Origin of the sequence: Streptomyces sp. NPDC088124 (assembly GCF_040685895.1) — a bacterium.
GTDB lineage: Bacteria > Actinomycetota > Actinomycetes > Streptomycetales > Streptomycetaceae > Streptomyces.
The window spans coordinates 1-17,788 of record NZ_JBFBJB010000004.1; the positions used below are offsets into that span (position 1 = coordinate 1).

Sequence of the window (17,788 nt, forward strand, 5' to 3'; positions counted from 1 at the left end):
CCCGTCCAGGCGCCCGTTGCCCGGACCTCCTGGGTCCGGGCGGCGCGCCTCTCGTACCAACCTGCGTACAGCGGCCCACAGGGCTACTCGGCGGACGTGCCGCCCGACTTCGCCACCGGCTTGCGCAGCGCGATGTTCAGCTCGCGCAGCCGCGACTCGTCCAGCTGCGTCGGCGCGCCCATCATCAGGTCCTGCGCGTTGCCGTTGAGCGGGAAGGCGATCGTCTCGCGGATGTTCGGCTCGTCCGCCAGCAGCATGACGATCCGGTCCACGCCCGGGGCGATGCCGCCGTGCGGCGGGGCGCCGAGGCGGAATGCCTTGAGCATGCCCGCGAACTCGTGCTCCACCGTCTCCCGGTCGTACCCCGCGATCTCGAACGCCTTGAGCATCAGCTCCGGTTCGTGGTTACGGATCGCGCCGGACGACAGCTCGATGCCGTTGCAGACGATGTCGTACTGCCACGCCAGAATGTCCAGCGGGTCCTTCGACTCCAGGTCGTCCAGGCCGCCCTGGGGCATCGAGAACGGGTTGTGCGAGAAGTCGATCTTCCCCGTCTCCTCGTCCTTCTCGTACATCGGGAAGTCGACGATCCAGCAGAACCGGAAGACGCCCTCGTCGAAGTGGCCGGCGCGCTTCGCGGCCTCGACCCGTACCGCGCCCATGATCTTGGAGACCTCGTCGAAGGCGCCCGCGCCGAAGAAGACCGCGTGTCCCGGGACCAGCGCCAGCCGCTCCGTGAGGACCTTGACGTCCGTCTCCGTCAGGAACTTGGCGATCGGGCCCGCCAGCGCGCCGTCCTCGCCGACCCGGACCCAGGCCAGGCCCTTCGCGCCGTGCTCGACCGCGTACTCACCGAGGCCGTCGAAGAACTTCCGCGACTGCCCGGCCGTGTCCGGCACCGGCAGCGCCCGTACGTGCTTGCCCGCGAACGCCTTGAACTCGGAGCCCTCGAAGACGTCGGAGATGTCGACCAGTTCGAGGTTGGCCCGCAGGTCGGGCTTGTCGTTGCCGTATTTCAGCATCGACTCGCGGAACGGGATGCGCGGGAACGGCGAGGTGACATGACGGCCGCCGCCGAACTCCTCGAACAGCTCCGTCATCAGCTTCTCGATCGGCCGGAAGACGTCCTCCTGCTCGACGAAGCTCATCTCGACATCGAGCTGGTAGAACTCGCCGGGCGAGCGGTCCGCGCGCGCGTCCTCGTCGCGGAAGCAGGGCGCGATCTGGAAGTAGCGGTCGAAGCCCGAGATCATCAGGAGCTGCTTGAACTGCTGCGGCGCCTGGGGCAGCGCGTAGAACTTGCCCGGGTTCAGCCGCGAGGGGACGACGAAGTCGCGGGCGCCCTCGGGGGACGTCGCGGTGAGGATCGGCGTCGCCATCTCGTTGAAGCCGAGGGCGGTCATCTTGTGCCGGATCGCGGAGACCACGGCCGTGCGCAGCAGGATGTTGCGGTGCATGCGCTCGCGGCGCAGGTCGAGGAAGCGGTACTCCAGGCGCCGCTCCTCGTTGACCCCGTCCTCCGCGTTGACCGTGAACGGCAGCGGCCCGGCCGCGCCGAGGATCTCGACCTCGGAGACCTCGATCTCGATCTCGCCGGTCGGCAGCTCCGGGTTCACGTTCTCGGCACCGCGCGCGGAGACCGTGCCGTCGATACGGACGACGGTCTCCTTCGTGAGCTTCGACAGCTCGTCGTTGGCGGGCGTGCCCGGGCGGGCGACGAGCTGCACCAGACCGTAGTGGTCACGGAGATCGATGAAGAGGATGCCGCCCAGGTCTCGGCGATTGTGCAGCCAGCCGCTCAGCCGGACGTCGGCGCCGACGTCGGAGGCGCGGAGCTCGCCGCAGGTGTGGGACCTGTACCGGTGCATCGTCGTTTCATCCAGTCTTGGCAGTCGGAGTGGGCAGAGGCGGAGCGGGACCCCCGTGGCGTGCGCGACGCATGCGGGAGACATGCGCATGATGCGCCGGGCGCCACCGGTTGGCCAAACCGGTTTGGCCGAAACGGTTCGGGAAAACCGGTTCGGAAAAACCCGCTGGGCCATAACAGGCTACCGCCCGTGTCCGACACCGCCCTCAGTGGCGTTCGCTCCGCACATATTCATAAAGTGGGGCAATGCGAACCGAGGATGTCCTGGCCGCGATCGGGACCGGCCTGTGGCGCTGGGACCTCGCGTCCGGGGCGGTCACCCTCGACGCCCAGGCCGCCCGGCTCTTCGGCTGGCCCGCGGAGCCCCTGAAGACCACGAGGGCCGCGGTCCGCGCCCGCCTCCACCCCGTCGACTGGAACGAGATCGAGGGCGTCGTACGCCTCGCCGTCGCCGAGTCCACCCCCGCCGAGGTCCGGCTGCGCGTCATGGACGGCCGGAGCCGGGTGGTCCGTACGGTACGGAGCCGGGCCAGGCCCGTCGTCACCAGCCGCCCCGGCGGGGACGAGGAACTCGAACTGTTCGGTACGGTCCAGGAGGTCACCGAGCCGCGCCCGGGCACCGCCGGCGGCAGCCCGATCACCGGCGACTGGCGCCGCTCCCGCGAGGCGTTCCTGCTGGACGCGGGGCGGGCGCTGGCCGAGGCGCGCTCCACCACCGAGGTCCTGCGGGTCGCCGCGTCCCTCTCCATGCCCGGTTTCTCGCCGGACGGGCTCGCGGTCTTCGGCGTCTCCGGCAGCCGCTCCGGCGGTCCCTCGGGCCGGCGGCTGCGGATCATCGGGCACCACGGGCACGACGCCGCGGCCGTGGTCCCGTTCGAGGAGATGTCGCTCGACACCGACTATCCCGCCGCCGAGGCCATCAGGACCGGCCGCGCCATCTATCTGCCGACACCGGAGTCGTACGCGGACCGGTACCCCGCCACCTGGCAGTACGTGCGGCGCTTCGGCCGCCACTCCTGGGCGTTCATCCCGCTGATCGTGGCGGGCCGCACCCTCGGCACGTGGATGGCCGCCTTCACACACCGTGTCGTCTTCTCGCCGGACGAGCGCTCCGTACTGACGACGGTCGCGCGGATGCTGGCGCAGGCCCTGGCCCGCGCCGAGGCCACCGAGTCCGAGCACGAGCTGTCGATCGGCCTCCAGCGCTCGATGATGCCGCGGCTGGGACCGGACATCCCGGGGATGTCGATCGCGGCGCGTTACGTGCCGACCGGCGGCGGCCTCCAGGTGGGCGGCGACTGGTACGACATGATCCCGCTGCCGGACGGACAGCGCGACGACCGGTCGGGCGGACGGTTCGCCCTGGTCATCGGCGATGTGCAGGGCCATGACGTGCATGCGGCCGGGCTGATGGGACAGCTCAGGATCGCGCTGCGGGCGTACGCCGCGGAGGGGCACGGCCCCGACGCGGTGCTCTCTCGGGCCTCCCGCTTCCTGGCCGGGCTCCAGCACTACCCGGGGCCGGACGGCGGCGGCCCCCCGCACGGCACGGCCGGCGAGCCGGGCGGGCCGGCCGGGATCTTCGCGGGGGACGCGGAGTACGGCGGCGTCCCCGACGCCCTGCCCGGGCCGCGCTTCGCGACCTGCCTCTACCTGGAGGTCGACCCGGAGACGGGCACCCTCGACATCGCCCGCGCGGGCCACCCGGACCCGGTGATCCGCACGGCCGACGGCACCGCCGTCATCCGGCAGACCGCGGGCGGGCTGCCCCTCGGGATCGAGGCCGACTCCGACTATCCGACGACCCGGCTCCAGCTCGGCCCCGGTGAGCTGCTGATGCTCTGCACGGACGGGCTGATCGAGACGGGCGGGCACGACCTCGCGACGGGGTGGGCGCGGCTGCGCCAGGTACTGGAGCGGCCGACCGACGCCGCCGTGGCGGACGACGGCGCGGTGACGGACGACGGCCCGGTGACGGACGACGGCCCGGTGACGGACGACACGGACGACACCGCCGTGGCGGACGGCGGCGCCGAGCTGGAGCGGCTGGCCGACGCGCTGGTGCGGGCCGTGCACGGCCCGACCTCGCACCACACGACCGGACCGCTCGCCGACCGCCGCGAGGACGACATCGCGCTCCTGCTGCTCGCCCGGGACCGGGCGGCGCCGTCCTCCCGTACCGCCAGGACGCCCGCCCGCAGGACCGCGCTGACCATCGCGCAGGCGGAACCGGAGCGGATCGGGGACGCCCGGCGCCAGCTCCGTGACCTGCTGCACGACTGGGCGGACGCCGAGCAGGTGGACTCGGCGGAGCTGATGGTCTCCGAGATACTGACCAACGTGCTCGTCCACACGGACGGTGACGCGCTGCTGGTGACGGAGGCGCGGGGCGAGCGCGGAGCGCGCCGGCTGCGCATCGAGGTCGCGGACACCAGCGACGACCTGCCGCACCGCAGACGCCCCGGCGAGCTGGCGTCCAGCGGGCGCGGGCTGGTGCTGATGGAGATCCTGGCGGACGCGTGGGGGGTCGACCCGCGGGGCGAGGGGAAGTGCATCTGGTTCGAGCTCTACGAAGACGGCGGCGCGGACGGCGGAGGCGGCGCGGAGGAGCCGGAGGAGCCCGCGGCGTAACGTTCCCGCGCCTCGGAGAGGACCCCGAACGCGGCGGCCGTCAGCGGTACGGCGAGCAGCATGCCCAGAATCCCGGCGACGCTCGCGCCCGCCGTGATCGCCAGCATCACCACGGCGGGATGCATCTGCACCGTACGGCTCTGGATCATCGGCTGGAGCAGATGCCCCTCCAGCACCTGCACGGCGAGCACCACCCCGAGCGCCCACAGCCCGATCACCCACCCCCGGTCGACGACGGCGACCAGCACGGCGACGGCACCGGAGATCGCGGCGCCGAGGTACGGGATGTACGCGCCGACGAAGACCAGCGCCCCGAGCCCGACCGCGCCGGGCACCCGCAGGATCAGCAGGCCGACGGTGATGCAGACCGCGTCGATGAACGCGATCAGGGTCGTCCCGCGCATGAAGCCCTGGACGGCCCCGAAGGCGCGGCGCGCCATCACCTCCAGGGCCCGCCCGCCCGTGCCCGGGACGAACGCCCGCAGCGCGCGGGCGGCGCGGGACGCGTCCCGCAGGAAGAAGAAGACCAGCAGCAGCGCGAGGACCGCGGTGGCGATCAGCTCCCCGACGACGCTGATCCCGGTGAGGACACCGGAGGCGGCGGTGGCGCCGAACTTCCCGACGAGGTCCTTGGCGTTCTTCGCCAGATCCGCCAGCGAGGTCCCGGCGGCCCCGCCGAAGTGCCTGCTGATCTGCTCGCCGGCCTGGCGCAGCGAGGCGACGATCTGGTCCCCGGTGTCGACGAGCGCGCTGACGACGATGTACGCGGCGCCGCCGACCACGGCCACGATGGCGACACAGGTCAGGCCGGCGGCGAGCGACGCGTTCAGCCGCATCGCGACGAGCCGGCGGTAGAGGGGGCCGAGCAGGGCGGTGCCGAGCAGGGCGAGCAGGACGGGGGTGACGGCCGTCTTGAAGGTGACGCACAGCCAGATCGCGACGGCCCCGACCCCCGAGACCAGCAGCGCCACCCCGCACCACGCGGCGAGGCGCCGGGCGCTCTCGGGGAGGAGGGGTTTCGGCGGCGTCGGCACCCACCCAGCCGACCACGGCCGCCCGGTCCTGTCCTGCGCTGCCCCGCCGCCCGGGTGACGCGCCGTCACCCGGGCCGGCGAGGCGCCGCGGGCCGGGCCCTGCGGGCTTACACCTGCGGGCTTGCGCCTACGTGCTTACGCCTACTTGCTTACGCCTTCGCGGCGGGGACCACACCCAGGCGGCCCGCCTGGAAGTCCTCGAAGGCCTGCTTCAGTTCGGCGTGACTGTTCATCACGAACGGCCCGTAGTGCGCCATCGGCTCCCGGATCGGCTGCCCGCCGAGGAGCACGACCTCCAGGTCCGGCGTGTGCCCGTCCTGCGTCGTGTCGGCCCGTACGGTGAGCGAGCCGCCCGCGCCGAAGATCGCCGTCTGGCCCGTACCGACCGGCCGCCGCTCGGTGCCGACCGCGCCGCGGCCGGCCAGGACGTACGCGAGGCCGTTGAAGTCCTCGCGCCACGGCAGCGTCACCTCGGCGCCGGGGCGCAGCGTGGCGTGGACCATCGTGATCGGGGTGTGGGTGACGCCGGGGCCCTCGTGGCCGTCGAGCGCGCCCGCGATCACGCGCAGGAGCGCGCCGCCGTCGGGTGACGTCAGCAGCTGGACCTGGCCGCCGCGGATGTCCTGGTAGCGCGGGTCCATCATCTTGTCGGACGCCGGGAGGTTCACCCAGAGCTGGAGGCCGTGGAAGAGCCCGCCGGAGGTGACGAGGGACTCCGGCGGCGCCTCGATGTGCAGCAGCCCGGAGCCCGCGGTCATCCACTGGGTGTCGCCGTTCCGGATGGTCCCGCCGCCACCGTTGCTGTCCTGGTGTACGAACGTGCCGTCGATCAGGTACGTGACCGTCTCGAAGCCGCGGTGCGGGTGCCAGGGGGTGCCCTTCGGCTCTCCCGGGGCGTACTCCACCTCACCCATCTGGTCCATCATGATGAACGGGTCGAGGTGCTTGTAGGCGATCCCGGCGAACGCGCGGCGCACCGGGAAGCCCTCGCCCTCGAAACCGCTCGGCGCGGTCGTCACGGTCAGCACGGGGCGGGCCACGGCGTCGGCCGGAGCCGCCACCCGGGGCAGGGTCAGCGGGTTTTCGACGGTCACTGCGGGCATGACGGCCTCCTCAGGCTCTCGCTCCCAATTTAGTTGAACAGTGAACATCTGGCAAGCCGCGACGTATTCCCGGCCGCCTCCGGGGAGCGCGCCGACGTCAGCACGAAGGGCCCGTACCGATGCGGTACGGGCCCTGATTCCAGTCCGGGGAGCGGCGCTCAGCCGCGCGACGCACGGCCGCGCGGCGCTCAGCCGTACATGCGGCGCATCGCGAAGTCCACCATCTGCTCGACCGCCTTCGCGTCGAACACCATCCGGTGCTCACCCTCCATGTCGAGCACGAAGCCGTACCCCGTGGGCAGCAGGTCGATCACCTCCGCGCCGGTGATCACGAAGTACTTCGACTCCTTGCCCGCGTACCGCCGCAGCTCCTTGAGCGTGCTGAACATGGGGATCACCGGCTGCTGCGTGTTGTGCAGCGCCAGGAACCCGGGGTTGTCGCCCCGCGGGCAGTACACCTTCGACGTCGCGAAGATCTGCTGGAAGTCCTCGGCCTGGAGCGACCCCGTCGTGAACGCCCGCACGGCGTCACCGAGCGACGGAGGCGACGGTTCCGGATACAGCGGCTGCTCGCCGTACCCGCCCGCGCCCGCGCCGCCCATCGGCTGCTGCTGCGGGTGCGCGTACTGCTGCTGAGCGCCCATGTTCTGGTCGTAGCCGTACATGGACGCAAGAGTACTGAGGAATGGCGCCACCGGGGGCCCCGTCTACCGCGTCACATTGGCCCGCCGGCCCCCGGTACGGGGTTGCATCTTATTACCGATGGGTAGCATCATCGATAGCTACCAACCGGTACTGGCACACGCATGAGGGATCTGCCTCCTGCCTTCCCGATCCTTACGGAGTCGTCGCCATGGGGCACTACAAGTCGAATCTCCGCGACATCGAGTTCAACCTCTTCGAGGTCCTCGGGCGCGACAAGCTGTACGGGACCGGCCCGTTCGCCGAGATGGACGTCGAGACCGCCAAGAGCATCCTCGAAGAGGTCACCCGCCTCGCGGAGAACGACCTCGCGGAGTCGTTCGCCGAGGCCGACCGCACCCCGCCGGTGTTCGACCCGGAGACCAACACCGCGCCGGTCCCGGCCGCCTTCCGGAAGAGCTACCAGGCGTACATGGACTCCGAGTACTGGCGGCTCGGCCTCCCGGAGGAGATCGGCGGCACAACCTCCCCGCGCTCCCTGATCTGGGCCTACGCGGAGCTGCTGCTCGGCGCCAACCCGGCCGTCTGGATGTACTCCTCGGGCCCGGCCTTCGCCGGCATCCTCTTCGAGGAGGGCAACGAGGCCCAGAAGAAGGCCGCCGCGATCGCCGTCGAGCGGCAGTGGGGCTCCACGATGGTCCTCACCGAGCCGGACGCGGGCTCGGACGTCGGCGCGGGCCGCACGAAGGCCGTCGAGCAGGAGGACGGCAGCTGGCACATCGAGGGCGTGAAGCGCTTCATCACCTCCGGTGAGCACGACATGTCGGAGAACATCCTCCACTACGTCCTCGCCCGCCCCGAGGGAGCCGGACCGGGCACCAAGGGGCTGTCGCTCTTCCTCGTACCGAAGTACGAGTTCGACTGGGAGACCGGCGAACTGGGCGAGCGCAACGGCGTCTACGCCACGAACGTCGAGCACAAGATGGGCCTCAAGGCGTCCAACACCTGCGAGCTGACCTTCGGCGACCGCCACCCCGCCAAGGGCTGGCTGATCGGCGACAAGCACGAGGGCATCCGCCAGATGTTCCGCATCATCGAGTTCGCGCGGATGATGGTCGGCACGAAGGCGATCGCCACCCTCTCCACCGGTTACCTGAACGCCCTGGAGTACGCCAAGGAGCGCGTCCAGGGCCCCGACCTGGCGCAGTTCATGGACAAGGCCGCGCCCAAGGTCACCATCACGCACCACCCCGACGTACGCCGCTCGCTGATGACGCAGAAGGCGTACGCGGAAGGCATGCGCGCCCTGGTGATGTACACCGCCTCGGTGCAGGACGAGATCGCGCTCAAGGAGGCCGAGGGCGAGCCCGCCAAGGCGCTGCACGGCCTCAACGACCTGCTGCTGCCGATCGTGAAGGGGTACGGCTCCGAGCGGTCGTACGAGCAGCTCGCGCAGTCCCTCCAGATCTTCGGCGGCTCCGGGTACCTCCAGGAGTACCCGGTCGAGCAGTACATCCGCGACGCCAAGATCGACACCCTCTACGAGGGGACGACGGCGATCCAGGGCCAGGACTACTTCTTCCGGAAGATCGTCCGCGACCAGGGCCAGGCGCTGAACACCCTCTCCGAGGAGATCAAGACGTTCCTCGCGGTCGGCACGGGCGGTACGGAGCTGGCCCCGGCCCGCGAGGCGCTCGCCAAGGCCGCCGCCGACCTGGAGGCGATCGTCGGCGCCATGCTGGCCGATCTCACGGCGACGGACAAGGACGTCAGGAACATCTACAAGGTGGGCCTCAACACCACGCGCCTGCTGATGGCTTCGGGCGACGTCGTCGTCGGCTACCTGCTGCTGCGCGGCGCCGCCGTGGCCGTGGAGAAGCTGGAGACGGCCTCCTCCAAGGACGTCGCGTTCTACCAGGGCAAGATCGCGGCGGCGAAGTTCTTCGCGGCGAACGTGCTGCCGGGCGTCGCGACCGAGCGGGCGCTCGCCGAGTCCGTGGACAACTCGCTGATGGAGCTGGACGAAGCGGCGTTCTGAGCGGCTCCGCCACCCGGCCCCGGCAGGGCACCTCGTCGCGCGCCGCGCGGGAGGTGCCCTGCCGCACATGGTGCGAGAGGTGCCCTGCCGCACGTGGTGCGAGGGGTGCCCCGCGCGTGCGCAACGGGAGGCGCCCGGCGGGAGGCGCCTCCCGCGGCACTGGCAGGGCCGGTTGTCGGACCCCGTCGTTAGGGTTGAGGGCATGAGCACTTCCTCCCGCTTCGACCGCGGCCACACCGACGACCTCATGTCCTACCTCGCGGCCAGCCCGTCGCCGTACCACGCGGTGGCGAACGCCGCGGCGCGCCTGGAGAAGGCGGGCTTCCGCCAGGTGCGGGAGACGGACGCCTGGGACGGGGCGAAGGGCGGCCGGTTCGTGGTGCGCGGCGGCGCGCTCATCGCCTGGTTCGTCCCGGAGGGCGCCGAGCCGCACACCCCGTTCCGGATCGTCGGCGCGCATACGGACTCGCCCAACCTGCGGGTGAAGCCCCTGCCGGACACCGGCTCGTACGGCTGGCGCCAGATCGCGGTGGAGGTGTACGGCGGGACGCTGCTCAACACCTGGCTCGACCGCGATCTGGGGCTCGCGGGCCGGGTCAGCCTGCGCGACGGCTCGCACCGGCTGGTCAATGTCGACCGCGCGCTGCTGCGCGTCCCGCAACTCGCCGTCCACCTCGACCGCTCGGTCAACACGGACGGCCTGAAGCTGGACAGACAGCGGCACATGCAGCCGATCTGGGGCCTCGGGGAGGCCCAGGAGGGCGATCTGATCCGCTTCGTCGCGCGCGAAGTGGGCGTGACGGCCGAGGAGATCACCGGCTGGGACCTGATGCCGGGCGCCATCGAGCCGCCGTCGTACCTCGGCCGGGACCGCGAGCTGGTGGCCGGCCCCCGGATGGACAACCTGCTGTCGGTGCACGCGGGCACGGCGGCGCTGGCCGCGGTCTCGTCGGAGGCCGGCGCCGGCTCCGGCAAGCCGCTGCCGTACATCCCGGTGCTCGCCGCCTTCGACCACGAGGAGAACGGCTCGCAGTCGGACACCGGCGCCGAGGGCCCCCTGCTCGGCACGGTCCTGGAGCGTTCGGTGCTCGCCCGCGGGGGGACGTACGAGGACCGCGCGCGGGCCTTCGCCGGCACGGTCTGCCTGTCGTCGGACACCGGCCACGCCGTCCACCCCAACTACGCCGAGCGCCACGACCCGACGCACCACCCGCGCGCCAACGGCGGCCCGATCCTCAAGGTCAACGTGAACATGCGGTACGCGACGGACGGCAGCGGCCGGGCCGTGTTCGCCGCCGCGTGCGAGAAGGCGGGCGTGCCCTGGCAGTCGTTCGTCTCCAACAACGCCATGCCGTGCGGTACGACGATCGGCCCGATCACCGCCGCCCGCCACGGCATCCAGACCGTCGACATCGGTGTGGCCATCCTGTCGATGCACAGCGCGCGCGAGCTGTGCGGCGCGGACGACCCGTACCACCTGGCGAACGCGCTGGTGGCCTTCCTGGAGGGCTGAGCCCCGGTACGCGATCCGGGGACGTACGCGCCGCGGGAGTGGCCGCGCCGGTCAGGGGTACCCGAGTGGGCGAAGGAAACCCGGCACGACACGACTCCTGTGAAGAGGCGGGACCCATGGGCATAGGCGGATGCATCACACTCATCGCGGTCGGCGCGATCCTGACCTTCGCGACCGACTGGGAACTCGACAGCGTCAACCTGGACCTGGTCGGCGTGATCATGATGGTGGTCGGCATCATCGGCACCGCCGTCATGACCAGCATCGCCCGCCGCCGCAGGGCGGTCGTCACCCCGGTCGCCCCGACCGTCGTGGACCGGGACGACCGCTTCTGACCGGCCCCGCCGCGTCGCGGGGACCGACGCGTCGCGGGGGCCGACGCGTCGCGGGGGCCGACCGGCCTACGCGTCGAGTCCGGCGAGGACAAGCCCGAGACGGTTCGTCCCCGTGTCGTCGATCACGACCGGAACACCCCAGTCCTGCTGGTGGACATGGCAGGCCGGGTACTCGTTCAGCGGGTCGTCGTCGCAGGAGGCCGCCATCGCGGAGACGTGCAGCACCCCCTCCGGGACGCCGTCGGCCAGCACCAGATCGCGGCTGAGGTCCGTACCGGCGCCGCCGCCCTCCAGCAGCAGTTCCGGCGGGGTCGCCGAGACCAGCAGCCGGGTGGACGGGCCGTAACGGGTGTCGAGCTTCTGCCCGTTCGGCGCCGTGAAGACGACGTCCAGCCGCAGCGCGCCCGGCGCGACCTCGGTCGCCGCCCGCTGCGTACGGTGCGCGACGGACTCCACACGCACCGCCTCCTCGGGCAGCCGCAGCCGCGTCAGCCGGTGCCGCGCGGACTCGACCACCACGATGTCCTCGCCCACCAGGACGGCGTCGCTCGGCTCGCGCAGATCGGTGGCGAGCGTGGTCACCTCGCCGGTCACGCGGTCGTAGCGGCGCAGCGCGTGGTTGTACGTGTCGCAGACCGCGACCGAGCCGTCGGGCAGGGCGGTGACCCCCAGCGGGTGCTGGAGCAGGGCCTGGGCGGCGGCGCCGTCGCGGTGCCCGAAGTCGAAGAGCCCGGTGCCGACGGCCGTACGGACGACGAACCCGGCCCCGGCAGCGGCGGCGGCCCCGTTGTTGGCCCCGCCGTCCGTCTCGCGCTTCCGTTCCACCCACCGCAGCGCGCTGGTCTCGGAGTCCGCGATCCACAGCCGGTCCCCGGCCGCCGCGAGCCCGGACGGCTGCGCGAACCACGCCTCGGCGGCGTCCCCGTCCACCAGCCCCTCGTTGGTCGTACCGGCCGCGGCCTCGACGGTCCCGGTGGCCGGGTCGTACGTCCAGAGCTGGTGGACCCCGGCCATCGCGATCCACACCCGGTCCGCCCACCAGGCGACGTCCCACGGCGAGGAGAGGGCCACCTCCAGGGCGGGACCCGAGGTCGGCGCCCCCTGCCACCACTGCCGGCCGGTTCCGGCCACGGTCTCGATCGCGCCGCTGACCGGGTCGTACGTACGCAGCGCGTGGTTCACGGTGTCCGCGACGATCACCCGGCCGTCGGGCAGCAGCGCCAGCCCCTGCGGTTCGCTGAAGGTGTCCGGGCCGAAGCCGCGCTGCCCGCTCCCGATCCGCCGGACGACCGTCTCCCCGTCCGCGTCCAGCTCCACGAGCTGGTGCCGGGTCGAGTCCGAGACGAGCAGACGGCCGCCGGGCAGCTCCACCGCCTTCCCCGGGAAGCGCAGATCGCTCGCGACGGGCTCCGGCGGCACGTAGGGCCCGTCACCGCGCCGCAGCGTCCCCTTCGCGGCGTGCTCGGCCTCCAGCTCCGCCACCAGCTTCGCGAGGGCGTGCGCGTGCCCTTCCCCGGCGTGCTGGGCGACGACGTACCCCTCGGGGTCGATCACGACGAGCGTGGGCCAGGCCCGTACGGCGTACTGCTTCCAGGTCGCCAGCTCGGGATCGTCGAGCACCGGGTGGTGCACCTCGTACCGCTCGACGGCGTCGACCACGGCCTGGTGCTCGGCCTCGTGCACGAACTTCGGCGAGTGGACACCGATGATCACCACGGTGTCCCGGTGCTTCTCCTCCAGCTCCCGCAGCTCGTCGAGGACATGGAGACAGTTGATGCAGCAGAACGTCCAGAAGTCGAGGATGACGATGCGTCCGCGCAGGTCGGCGAGGGTGTAGGAGGTGTCACCCGTATTGAGCCAGCCGCCCTTGCCGATCAGCTCGGGGGCGCGCACGCGGGCGCGACGGGAGGGGGCGGGGATCGCGTCGTTCATGGTTCAAGGGTGCCACTTCCCCAGGGGTCACCTACGCACCACCCGTACGGGATCAGCGGTGCGGCGGGGTCTCCAGCCCGAGGCGGCGGTCCTTGAGCGCCGGGAACTGCTCGCGCGTCCGGGCGACCTTCGCCGGGTCCACCTCCACGGCCAGCACCTCCTCCGCCGCGCCCGCCTCCGCGAGCACCTCGCCCCAGGGGTCCACGACGATGCTGTGCCCCGACTGCTCCACCCCGGCGTGCGTACCGGCGCTCGCGCAGGCCAGGACGTACGCCTGGTTCTCCACGGCGCGCGCCTGCGCGAGCAGCGTCCAGTGCGGGCGCCGGCGCGCGGGCCAGCCGGCCGATACGACGAGCAGTTCGGCGCCCGCCCCGATCAGTCCGCGGAACAGTTCGGGGAAGCGGAGGTCGTAGCAGGTGGCGAGGCCGAGGGTGGTCTCCGGCAGCGGTACGGTGACGAGTTCGCCGCCCGCCTCCATCAGCGCCGCCTCGCCCTGGTCGAAGCCGAACCGGTGGATCTTGCGGTACGTACGGACGAGTTCACCGGCGGGGGAGATGACGAGCGAGGTGTTGAAGAGCCCGGCGTCCGCCGCCTCCACCACGGAACCGGCGTGCAGCCAGACCCCCGCGTCACGCGCCGCGCCGGACATCGCCGCGAAGGTCGGCCCGTCCGCCGGCTCCGCCTCCGCCGCGAAGGACTCGTACGCGAACGCACCGACCGTCCAGAGCTCCGGGAGGACCACGAGATCAGCGCCACGCTGTTCCCGTACCAGCGCGGCGGCGCGCTGCCTGCGGGAATCGACCGATTCGTCCGGGTCTACTGCGATCTGGATGAGCGAAGCGCGCACAGTACCACCGTCCTGGCATTCGGGCCGTCAACACGGGCCCTACGATCGTCACACGAAAGCACTGCCGGGGTGCCATCGGGCAGCGTAACTTAGCTGCCGAACCTCCCACGCAGCCCGCAGCCGCCGCCCGCCAGCAAGCAAGCCAGCCCGCGTACCGCAGAACCGCCGAGGGGTCCCGTGACCGTCCATCCCAGCCTTCAGACCTACGCCGATGCCTGGACCCACTCCATCGAGGCCATTAGCGAGCTGGTGCAGCCACTCGTCGAGGGCGAATGGAACCGGCGCACCCCGTGCCCCGGCTGGTCCGTGCGGGACATCGTCTCGCATGTCATCGGCCTGGACTGCGAGATGCTCGGGGACCCACGGCCGATCCACTCGCTGCCGCGCGACCTCTACCACGTACGGGACGACCACACCCGCTACATGGAGATGCAGGTCGATGTACGGCGCCACCACACCGCGCCGGAGATGACCGCCGAGCTGGAGTACACGATCATCCGCCGCAACCGGCAGCTGCGGAACGAGAACCGCGCGCCCGAGACCATGGTCCGCGCGCCGCTCGGCACCGAGCAGACCCTGGAGACCGCCATGCGGATGCGGGCGTTCGACATCTGGGTGCACGAGCAGGATCTGCGTTCCGCGCTCAACAGGCCCGGGAACCTGGACTCCCCCGGCGCCCTGGTCGCCCGTGACGTCCTGCTGTCCGCGCTGCCGAAGGTCATCGCCAAGGACGCGGGCGCGCCGCCCCATTCGGCGGTCGTCATCGATGTGAGCGGCCCGGTGGAGTTCCTCCGTACGGTCCGGGTGAACGCGGAGGGCCGCGGCTCGATCGACGGTTCGCCCTCGCTCGGCCCCGTCGTCACGCTCGCGACGGACTGGGAGTCGTACTTCCGGCTGGCGTGCGGACGGGTGCGGCCGGCGGCGATCGAGGACCGGCTGAAGCTGGACGGCGATCAGGAGCTGGCGGAGGCGATCCTGCGCAACTTCGCCGTCACCCCCTGACCGCTCGCGTCAGACAGGAACGTGCACGGCCTCCACCCGGCTCGCCACCAGCCGCTCGCGCTCGCGCCGCGCGCTGCGCGAGCGCAGCCGCAGGATCTGCGCGATCCCGATCGTCTGGAGGACGAAGACGGACGAGAACGCGATCCGGTAGTTGTCGTCGGTGGCGTCCAGCAGGACACCGACCGCGAAGAGCGTCGTCATCGAGGCCGTGAAACCACCCATGTTGACGATTCCGGAGGCCGTGCCCTGACGCTCGGGCGGGTTCGCGGGCCGGGCGAAGTCGAAGCCGATCATCGACGCGGGCCCGCAGGCGCCGAGGACCGCGCAGAGCGTGATCAGCAGCCACAGGGGGGCGCGCTCGCCGGGGTACGCGACGACCGCCACCCAGACCAGCGCGGTCGCCCCGACCGTGCCGAGGGCGAGCGGCAGCCTGGCCGCGTGGTGCCGGGCGATGACCTGCCCGTACACCAGCCCGACGACCATGTTGGAGAGCACGACCAGGGTGAGCAGCTCCCCCGCGGAGGCGCGCGACATGCCCTGCGCCTCGACGAGGAACGGCATCCCCCAGAGCAGCAGGAAGAACATCGCGGGGAACTGGGTGGTGAAGTGCACCCACAGCCCCAGCCGGGTGCCGGGCTCGCGCCAGGCCGCGGCGATCTGCTTCCGTACGTAGGTCGCGCCCGCGTGCTCGGCGGGCGGCGGCTCGTGCCCCTCCGGGTGGTCCTTGAGGAAGAACACGAGCAGAACGAAGACGACCACCCCGGCCAGCGCGCTGCCGGCGAACGTCACGGTCCAGCCGAGGGCGCCCAGGGCGCGCGAGATGAAGATGGTCGAGACGAGGTTGCCCGCCATCCCGAACAACGCGGCCACCTGCGCGATCATCGGTACGCGGCGGGCCGGGAACCAGCGGGTGCCGAGCCGCAGCACGCTGATGAACGTCATCGCGTCGCCGCAGCCGAGGAGGGCGCGGGCGGCGAGCGCCGTGCCGTACGAGGGGGAGAGCGCGAAACCGATCTGCCCGGCGGTGAAGAGCACGACGCCGAGGGCGAGCACCTTCTTCGTGCCGAGCCGGTCGACCATCAGGCCGACCGGTATCTGCATGCCCGCGTACACGAGCACCTGGAGGATCGAGAAGGTCGACAGGGCCGAGGCGTTGATGTGGAAGCGCTCGACGGCGTCGAGACCGGCCACGCCCAGGCTCGTACGGAAGATGACGGCGACGAAGTAGACGGCGACGCCGATGCCCCACATCCAGGTGGCGCGCCGGCCGCCGGGCGGATCTCCCGGCAGGGTCACGGAGACGGCGCTCACCAGTCGTCACCCCGGACCAGCACCTTGACGCGGCTGACGTGGCGGCGCACACAGGCGGCGGCGACATCGGCGTCGCCCGCCCGGATGGCTTCGAGCAGCTCGGCGTGCTCGGTGACGTTCTTGGCGATCCGGTCCGGATGCGCCTCCATCACGGCGACGCCCATCCGCAGCTGCCGGTCCCTGAGCTGGTCGTACAGCTTGGAGAGGATCTGGTTGCCCGCGTTGCGCACGATCTCGGCGTGGAAGCACCGGTCGGACACGGCGACGGCCCCGAGGTCCCCCTCCTCGGCCCGCTGCCGCTGCTCGTCCAGCAGCTCCTCCAGCCGCGCCAGGAACACCGCGGACGCCGGCACGGCCTTCCGTACGGCGTGCTCCTCGACCAGCAGCCGGGTCTCGACGACATCCGCGATCTCCTGTGCGGAGACGGCGAGGACGAGCGCGCCCTTCTTCGGATAGAGCTTGATCAGCCCCTCGACCTCCAGCTTGAGCAGCGCCTCGCGCACGGGCGTACGGGACACCCCGACGGCCTCGGCCAGCTCCCCTTCGGTGAGCAGTGTCCCGCCCTCGTAGCGGCGGTCGAGCACGGCTTCCTTCACATGGCTGTAGACACGGTCGGCGGCAGGCGGTTGTTTCAGCGGGGCGGCGGCAGCGGGCGGCATGCGCACATCATAGATACAACAGAGGTGCAACAGAAAACCCATTCCGCCATACGGACTCACACCCCCGCCACAACACGACCCCGCGCCCCCGCACGCCGGAGGAGCCCCTGCCCCCAAAGCCGGACAGCCTGCTCATAGGTTGATCCCATGGGACTCTTCGACAAGCTGACCGGAACCAAGCGCCCCGCCGACGGCGTCCCCCCGCATTCCGCCGCCGACCTCCACGCGGCTCTGCTCGCCCTCAACCACCCCGACGTCCCGTACGTCATCCGGGACGGCCACGAGGAGGGCGCCGACCTGCTGGCCGAGTGGCGCGTCCTGGACCCGGCGTGGCAGAGCTTCTTCGTCCGCACCCAGGTGAGCCGCGTCTTCCAGGTCCGCATGCGCCTGGTCCCGGAGAAGCCCGAAGTCCGCTCGCTCGACCAGCAGTACGAGGTCACCTGGGCCGGCGACACCCCCACCCTGACCCTCGCGGCCGGGGCCCGGCGCGGCCAGATGCAGACGGTCTCGAAGCGCTGGACGCTCGGCGGGAACAAAGACAACGCCCCCGCAGCGACCGAGACGTTCAGCTTCAACAGCGCCGACCTGAAGACCCCCCTGCAGGAAACCGTCCTGGGCGCGGGGTGGACCTGGCGCGGAGTCATCACCGGCAGGCTGTGAGGGCGCCGCCCGGTTGCAGCAGAAAAGGGCGCCCCTCGCCGAGGAGCACCCCTTCCGACCAGCGGCTGCGGTGGGTGCGGGATGTGAACCCAAGCTCCGAACCTTCCTAGGAAGGCGTTGATTGACGGACTGTCATCTGAGAAGGTTCACCCATGAGCAGAACGCCGCCGGGCACGGTAGGGCCCGGCCCAAAGCTCATCTACACGACGCCGCT

Annotated in this window: 14 protein-coding genes; 6 read left to right on the forward strand and 8 right to left on the reverse strand. The window is 71.6% G+C overall.

Annotation, left to right across the window (positions count from 1 at the left end; translation table 11 throughout):
* Positions 1-83 precede the first annotated feature (83 nt).
* A complete protein-coding gene (gene aspS / locus AB0P17_RS03930; RefSeq protein ID WP_365807343.1) occupies positions 84-1,868 on the reverse strand; it encodes an aspartate--tRNA ligase in 1,785 nt (594 codons plus the stop codon).
* Positions 1,869-2,113: 245 nt separating this feature from the next.
* On the opposite strand from aspS, the gene AB0P17_RS03935 reads away from it, so the two are divergent.
* The gene (locus AB0P17_RS03935) at positions 2,114-4,498 is read left to right on the forward strand and encodes a SpoIIE family protein phosphatase (protein WP_365807345.1); all 2,385 of its coding nucleotides are present in this window, start codon (positions 2,114-2,116) and stop codon (positions 4,496-4,498) included.
* On the opposite strand, the gene AB0P17_RS03940 is transcribed toward AB0P17_RS03935, so the two are convergent.
* From AB0P17_RS03940 to AB0P17_RS03950, 3 genes are all read right to left on the reverse strand, one after another.
* Complete coding sequence (locus AB0P17_RS03940) at positions 4,435-5,532, reverse strand: AI-2E family transporter (RefSeq protein WP_365807346.1); 1,098 nt, start codon at positions 5,530-5,532, stop codon at positions 4,435-4,437. The genes AB0P17_RS03935 and AB0P17_RS03940 overlap by 64 nt on opposite strands.
* 149 nt (positions 5,533-5,681) lie before the next feature.
* Entirely contained in the window at positions 5,682-6,635 is a 954-nt protein-coding gene (locus AB0P17_RS03945) for a pirin family protein (RefSeq protein WP_365807348.1), read from the reverse strand.
* Between the two features lie 188 nt (positions 6,636-6,823).
* Complete coding sequence (locus AB0P17_RS03950; RefSeq protein WP_365807350.1) at positions 6,824-7,300, reverse strand: SseB family protein; 477 nt, start codon at positions 7,298-7,300, stop codon at positions 6,824-6,826.
* A gap of 188 nt (positions 7,301-7,488) precedes the next feature.
* Between AB0P17_RS03950 and AB0P17_RS03955 the strand changes: the two genes are divergently transcribed.
* The 3 genes from AB0P17_RS03955 to AB0P17_RS03965 all read left to right on the forward strand — a co-directional run bounded on the left by AB0P17_RS03955 (position 7,489) and on the right by AB0P17_RS03965 (position 11,163).
* Entirely contained in the window at positions 7,489-9,315 is a 1,827-nt protein-coding gene (locus AB0P17_RS03955) for an acyl-CoA dehydrogenase (protein WP_365807352.1), read from the forward strand.
* A 202-nt stretch (positions 9,316-9,517) separates the two neighbouring features.
* A complete protein-coding gene (locus tag AB0P17_RS03960; protein ID WP_365807354.1) occupies positions 9,518-10,828 on the forward strand; it encodes a M18 family aminopeptidase in 1,311 nt (436 codons plus the stop codon).
* A gap of 116 nt (positions 10,829-10,944) precedes the next feature.
* Positions 10,945-11,163: a DUF6458 family protein gene (locus tag AB0P17_RS03965; RefSeq protein WP_365807355.1), complete on the forward strand. Its 219-nt coding sequence runs from the start codon at positions 10,945-10,947 to the stop codon at positions 11,161-11,163.
* A gap of 66 nt (positions 11,164-11,229) precedes the next feature.
* On the opposite strand, the gene AB0P17_RS03970 is transcribed toward AB0P17_RS03965, so the two are convergent.
* Both AB0P17_RS03970 and AB0P17_RS03975 read right to left on the reverse strand, forming a co-directional pair.
* Positions 11,230-13,095, reverse strand: a complete 1,866-nt coding sequence (locus AB0P17_RS03970; RefSeq protein WP_365807357.1) for an NHL domain-containing thioredoxin family protein — start codon at positions 13,093-13,095, stop codon at positions 11,230-11,232.
* Positions 13,096-13,147: 52 nt separating this feature from the next.
* A complete protein-coding gene (locus AB0P17_RS03975; RefSeq protein ID WP_365807359.1) occupies positions 13,148-13,942 on the reverse strand; it encodes a carbon-nitrogen family hydrolase in 795 nt (264 codons plus the stop codon).
* A gap of 177 nt (positions 13,943-14,119) precedes the next feature.
* Here AB0P17_RS03975 and AB0P17_RS03980 point away from each other — a divergent pair, with 177 nt between their 5' ends.
* Positions 14,120-14,944 carry a maleylpyruvate isomerase family mycothiol-dependent enzyme gene (locus AB0P17_RS03980; RefSeq protein WP_365807361.1) on the forward strand — a complete coding sequence of 275 codons (825 nt, stop codon included), beginning with the start codon at positions 14,120-14,122 and terminating at the stop codon, positions 14,942-14,944.
* Between the two features lie 9 nt (positions 14,945-14,953).
* Here AB0P17_RS03980 and AB0P17_RS03985 read toward each other — a convergent pair whose 3' ends face one another.
* The gene (locus tag AB0P17_RS03985) at positions 14,954-16,195 is read right to left on the reverse strand and encodes an MFS transporter (protein ID WP_365807673.1); all 1,242 of its coding nucleotides are present in this window, start codon (positions 16,193-16,195) and stop codon (positions 14,954-14,956) included.
* 56 nt (positions 16,196-16,251) lie between these two features.
* Complete coding sequence (locus AB0P17_RS03990) at positions 16,252-16,914, reverse strand: GntR family transcriptional regulator (RefSeq protein ID WP_365807363.1); 663 nt, start codon at positions 16,912-16,914, stop codon at positions 16,252-16,254.
* Positions 16,915-17,061: 147 nt separating this feature from the next.
* On the opposite strand from AB0P17_RS03990, the gene AB0P17_RS03995 reads away from it, so the two are divergent.
* Positions 17,062-17,574, forward strand: a complete 513-nt coding sequence (locus AB0P17_RS03995; protein WP_365807365.1) for a hypothetical protein — start codon at positions 17,062-17,064, stop codon at positions 17,572-17,574.
* Positions 17,575-17,788: the final 214 nt, after the last annotated feature.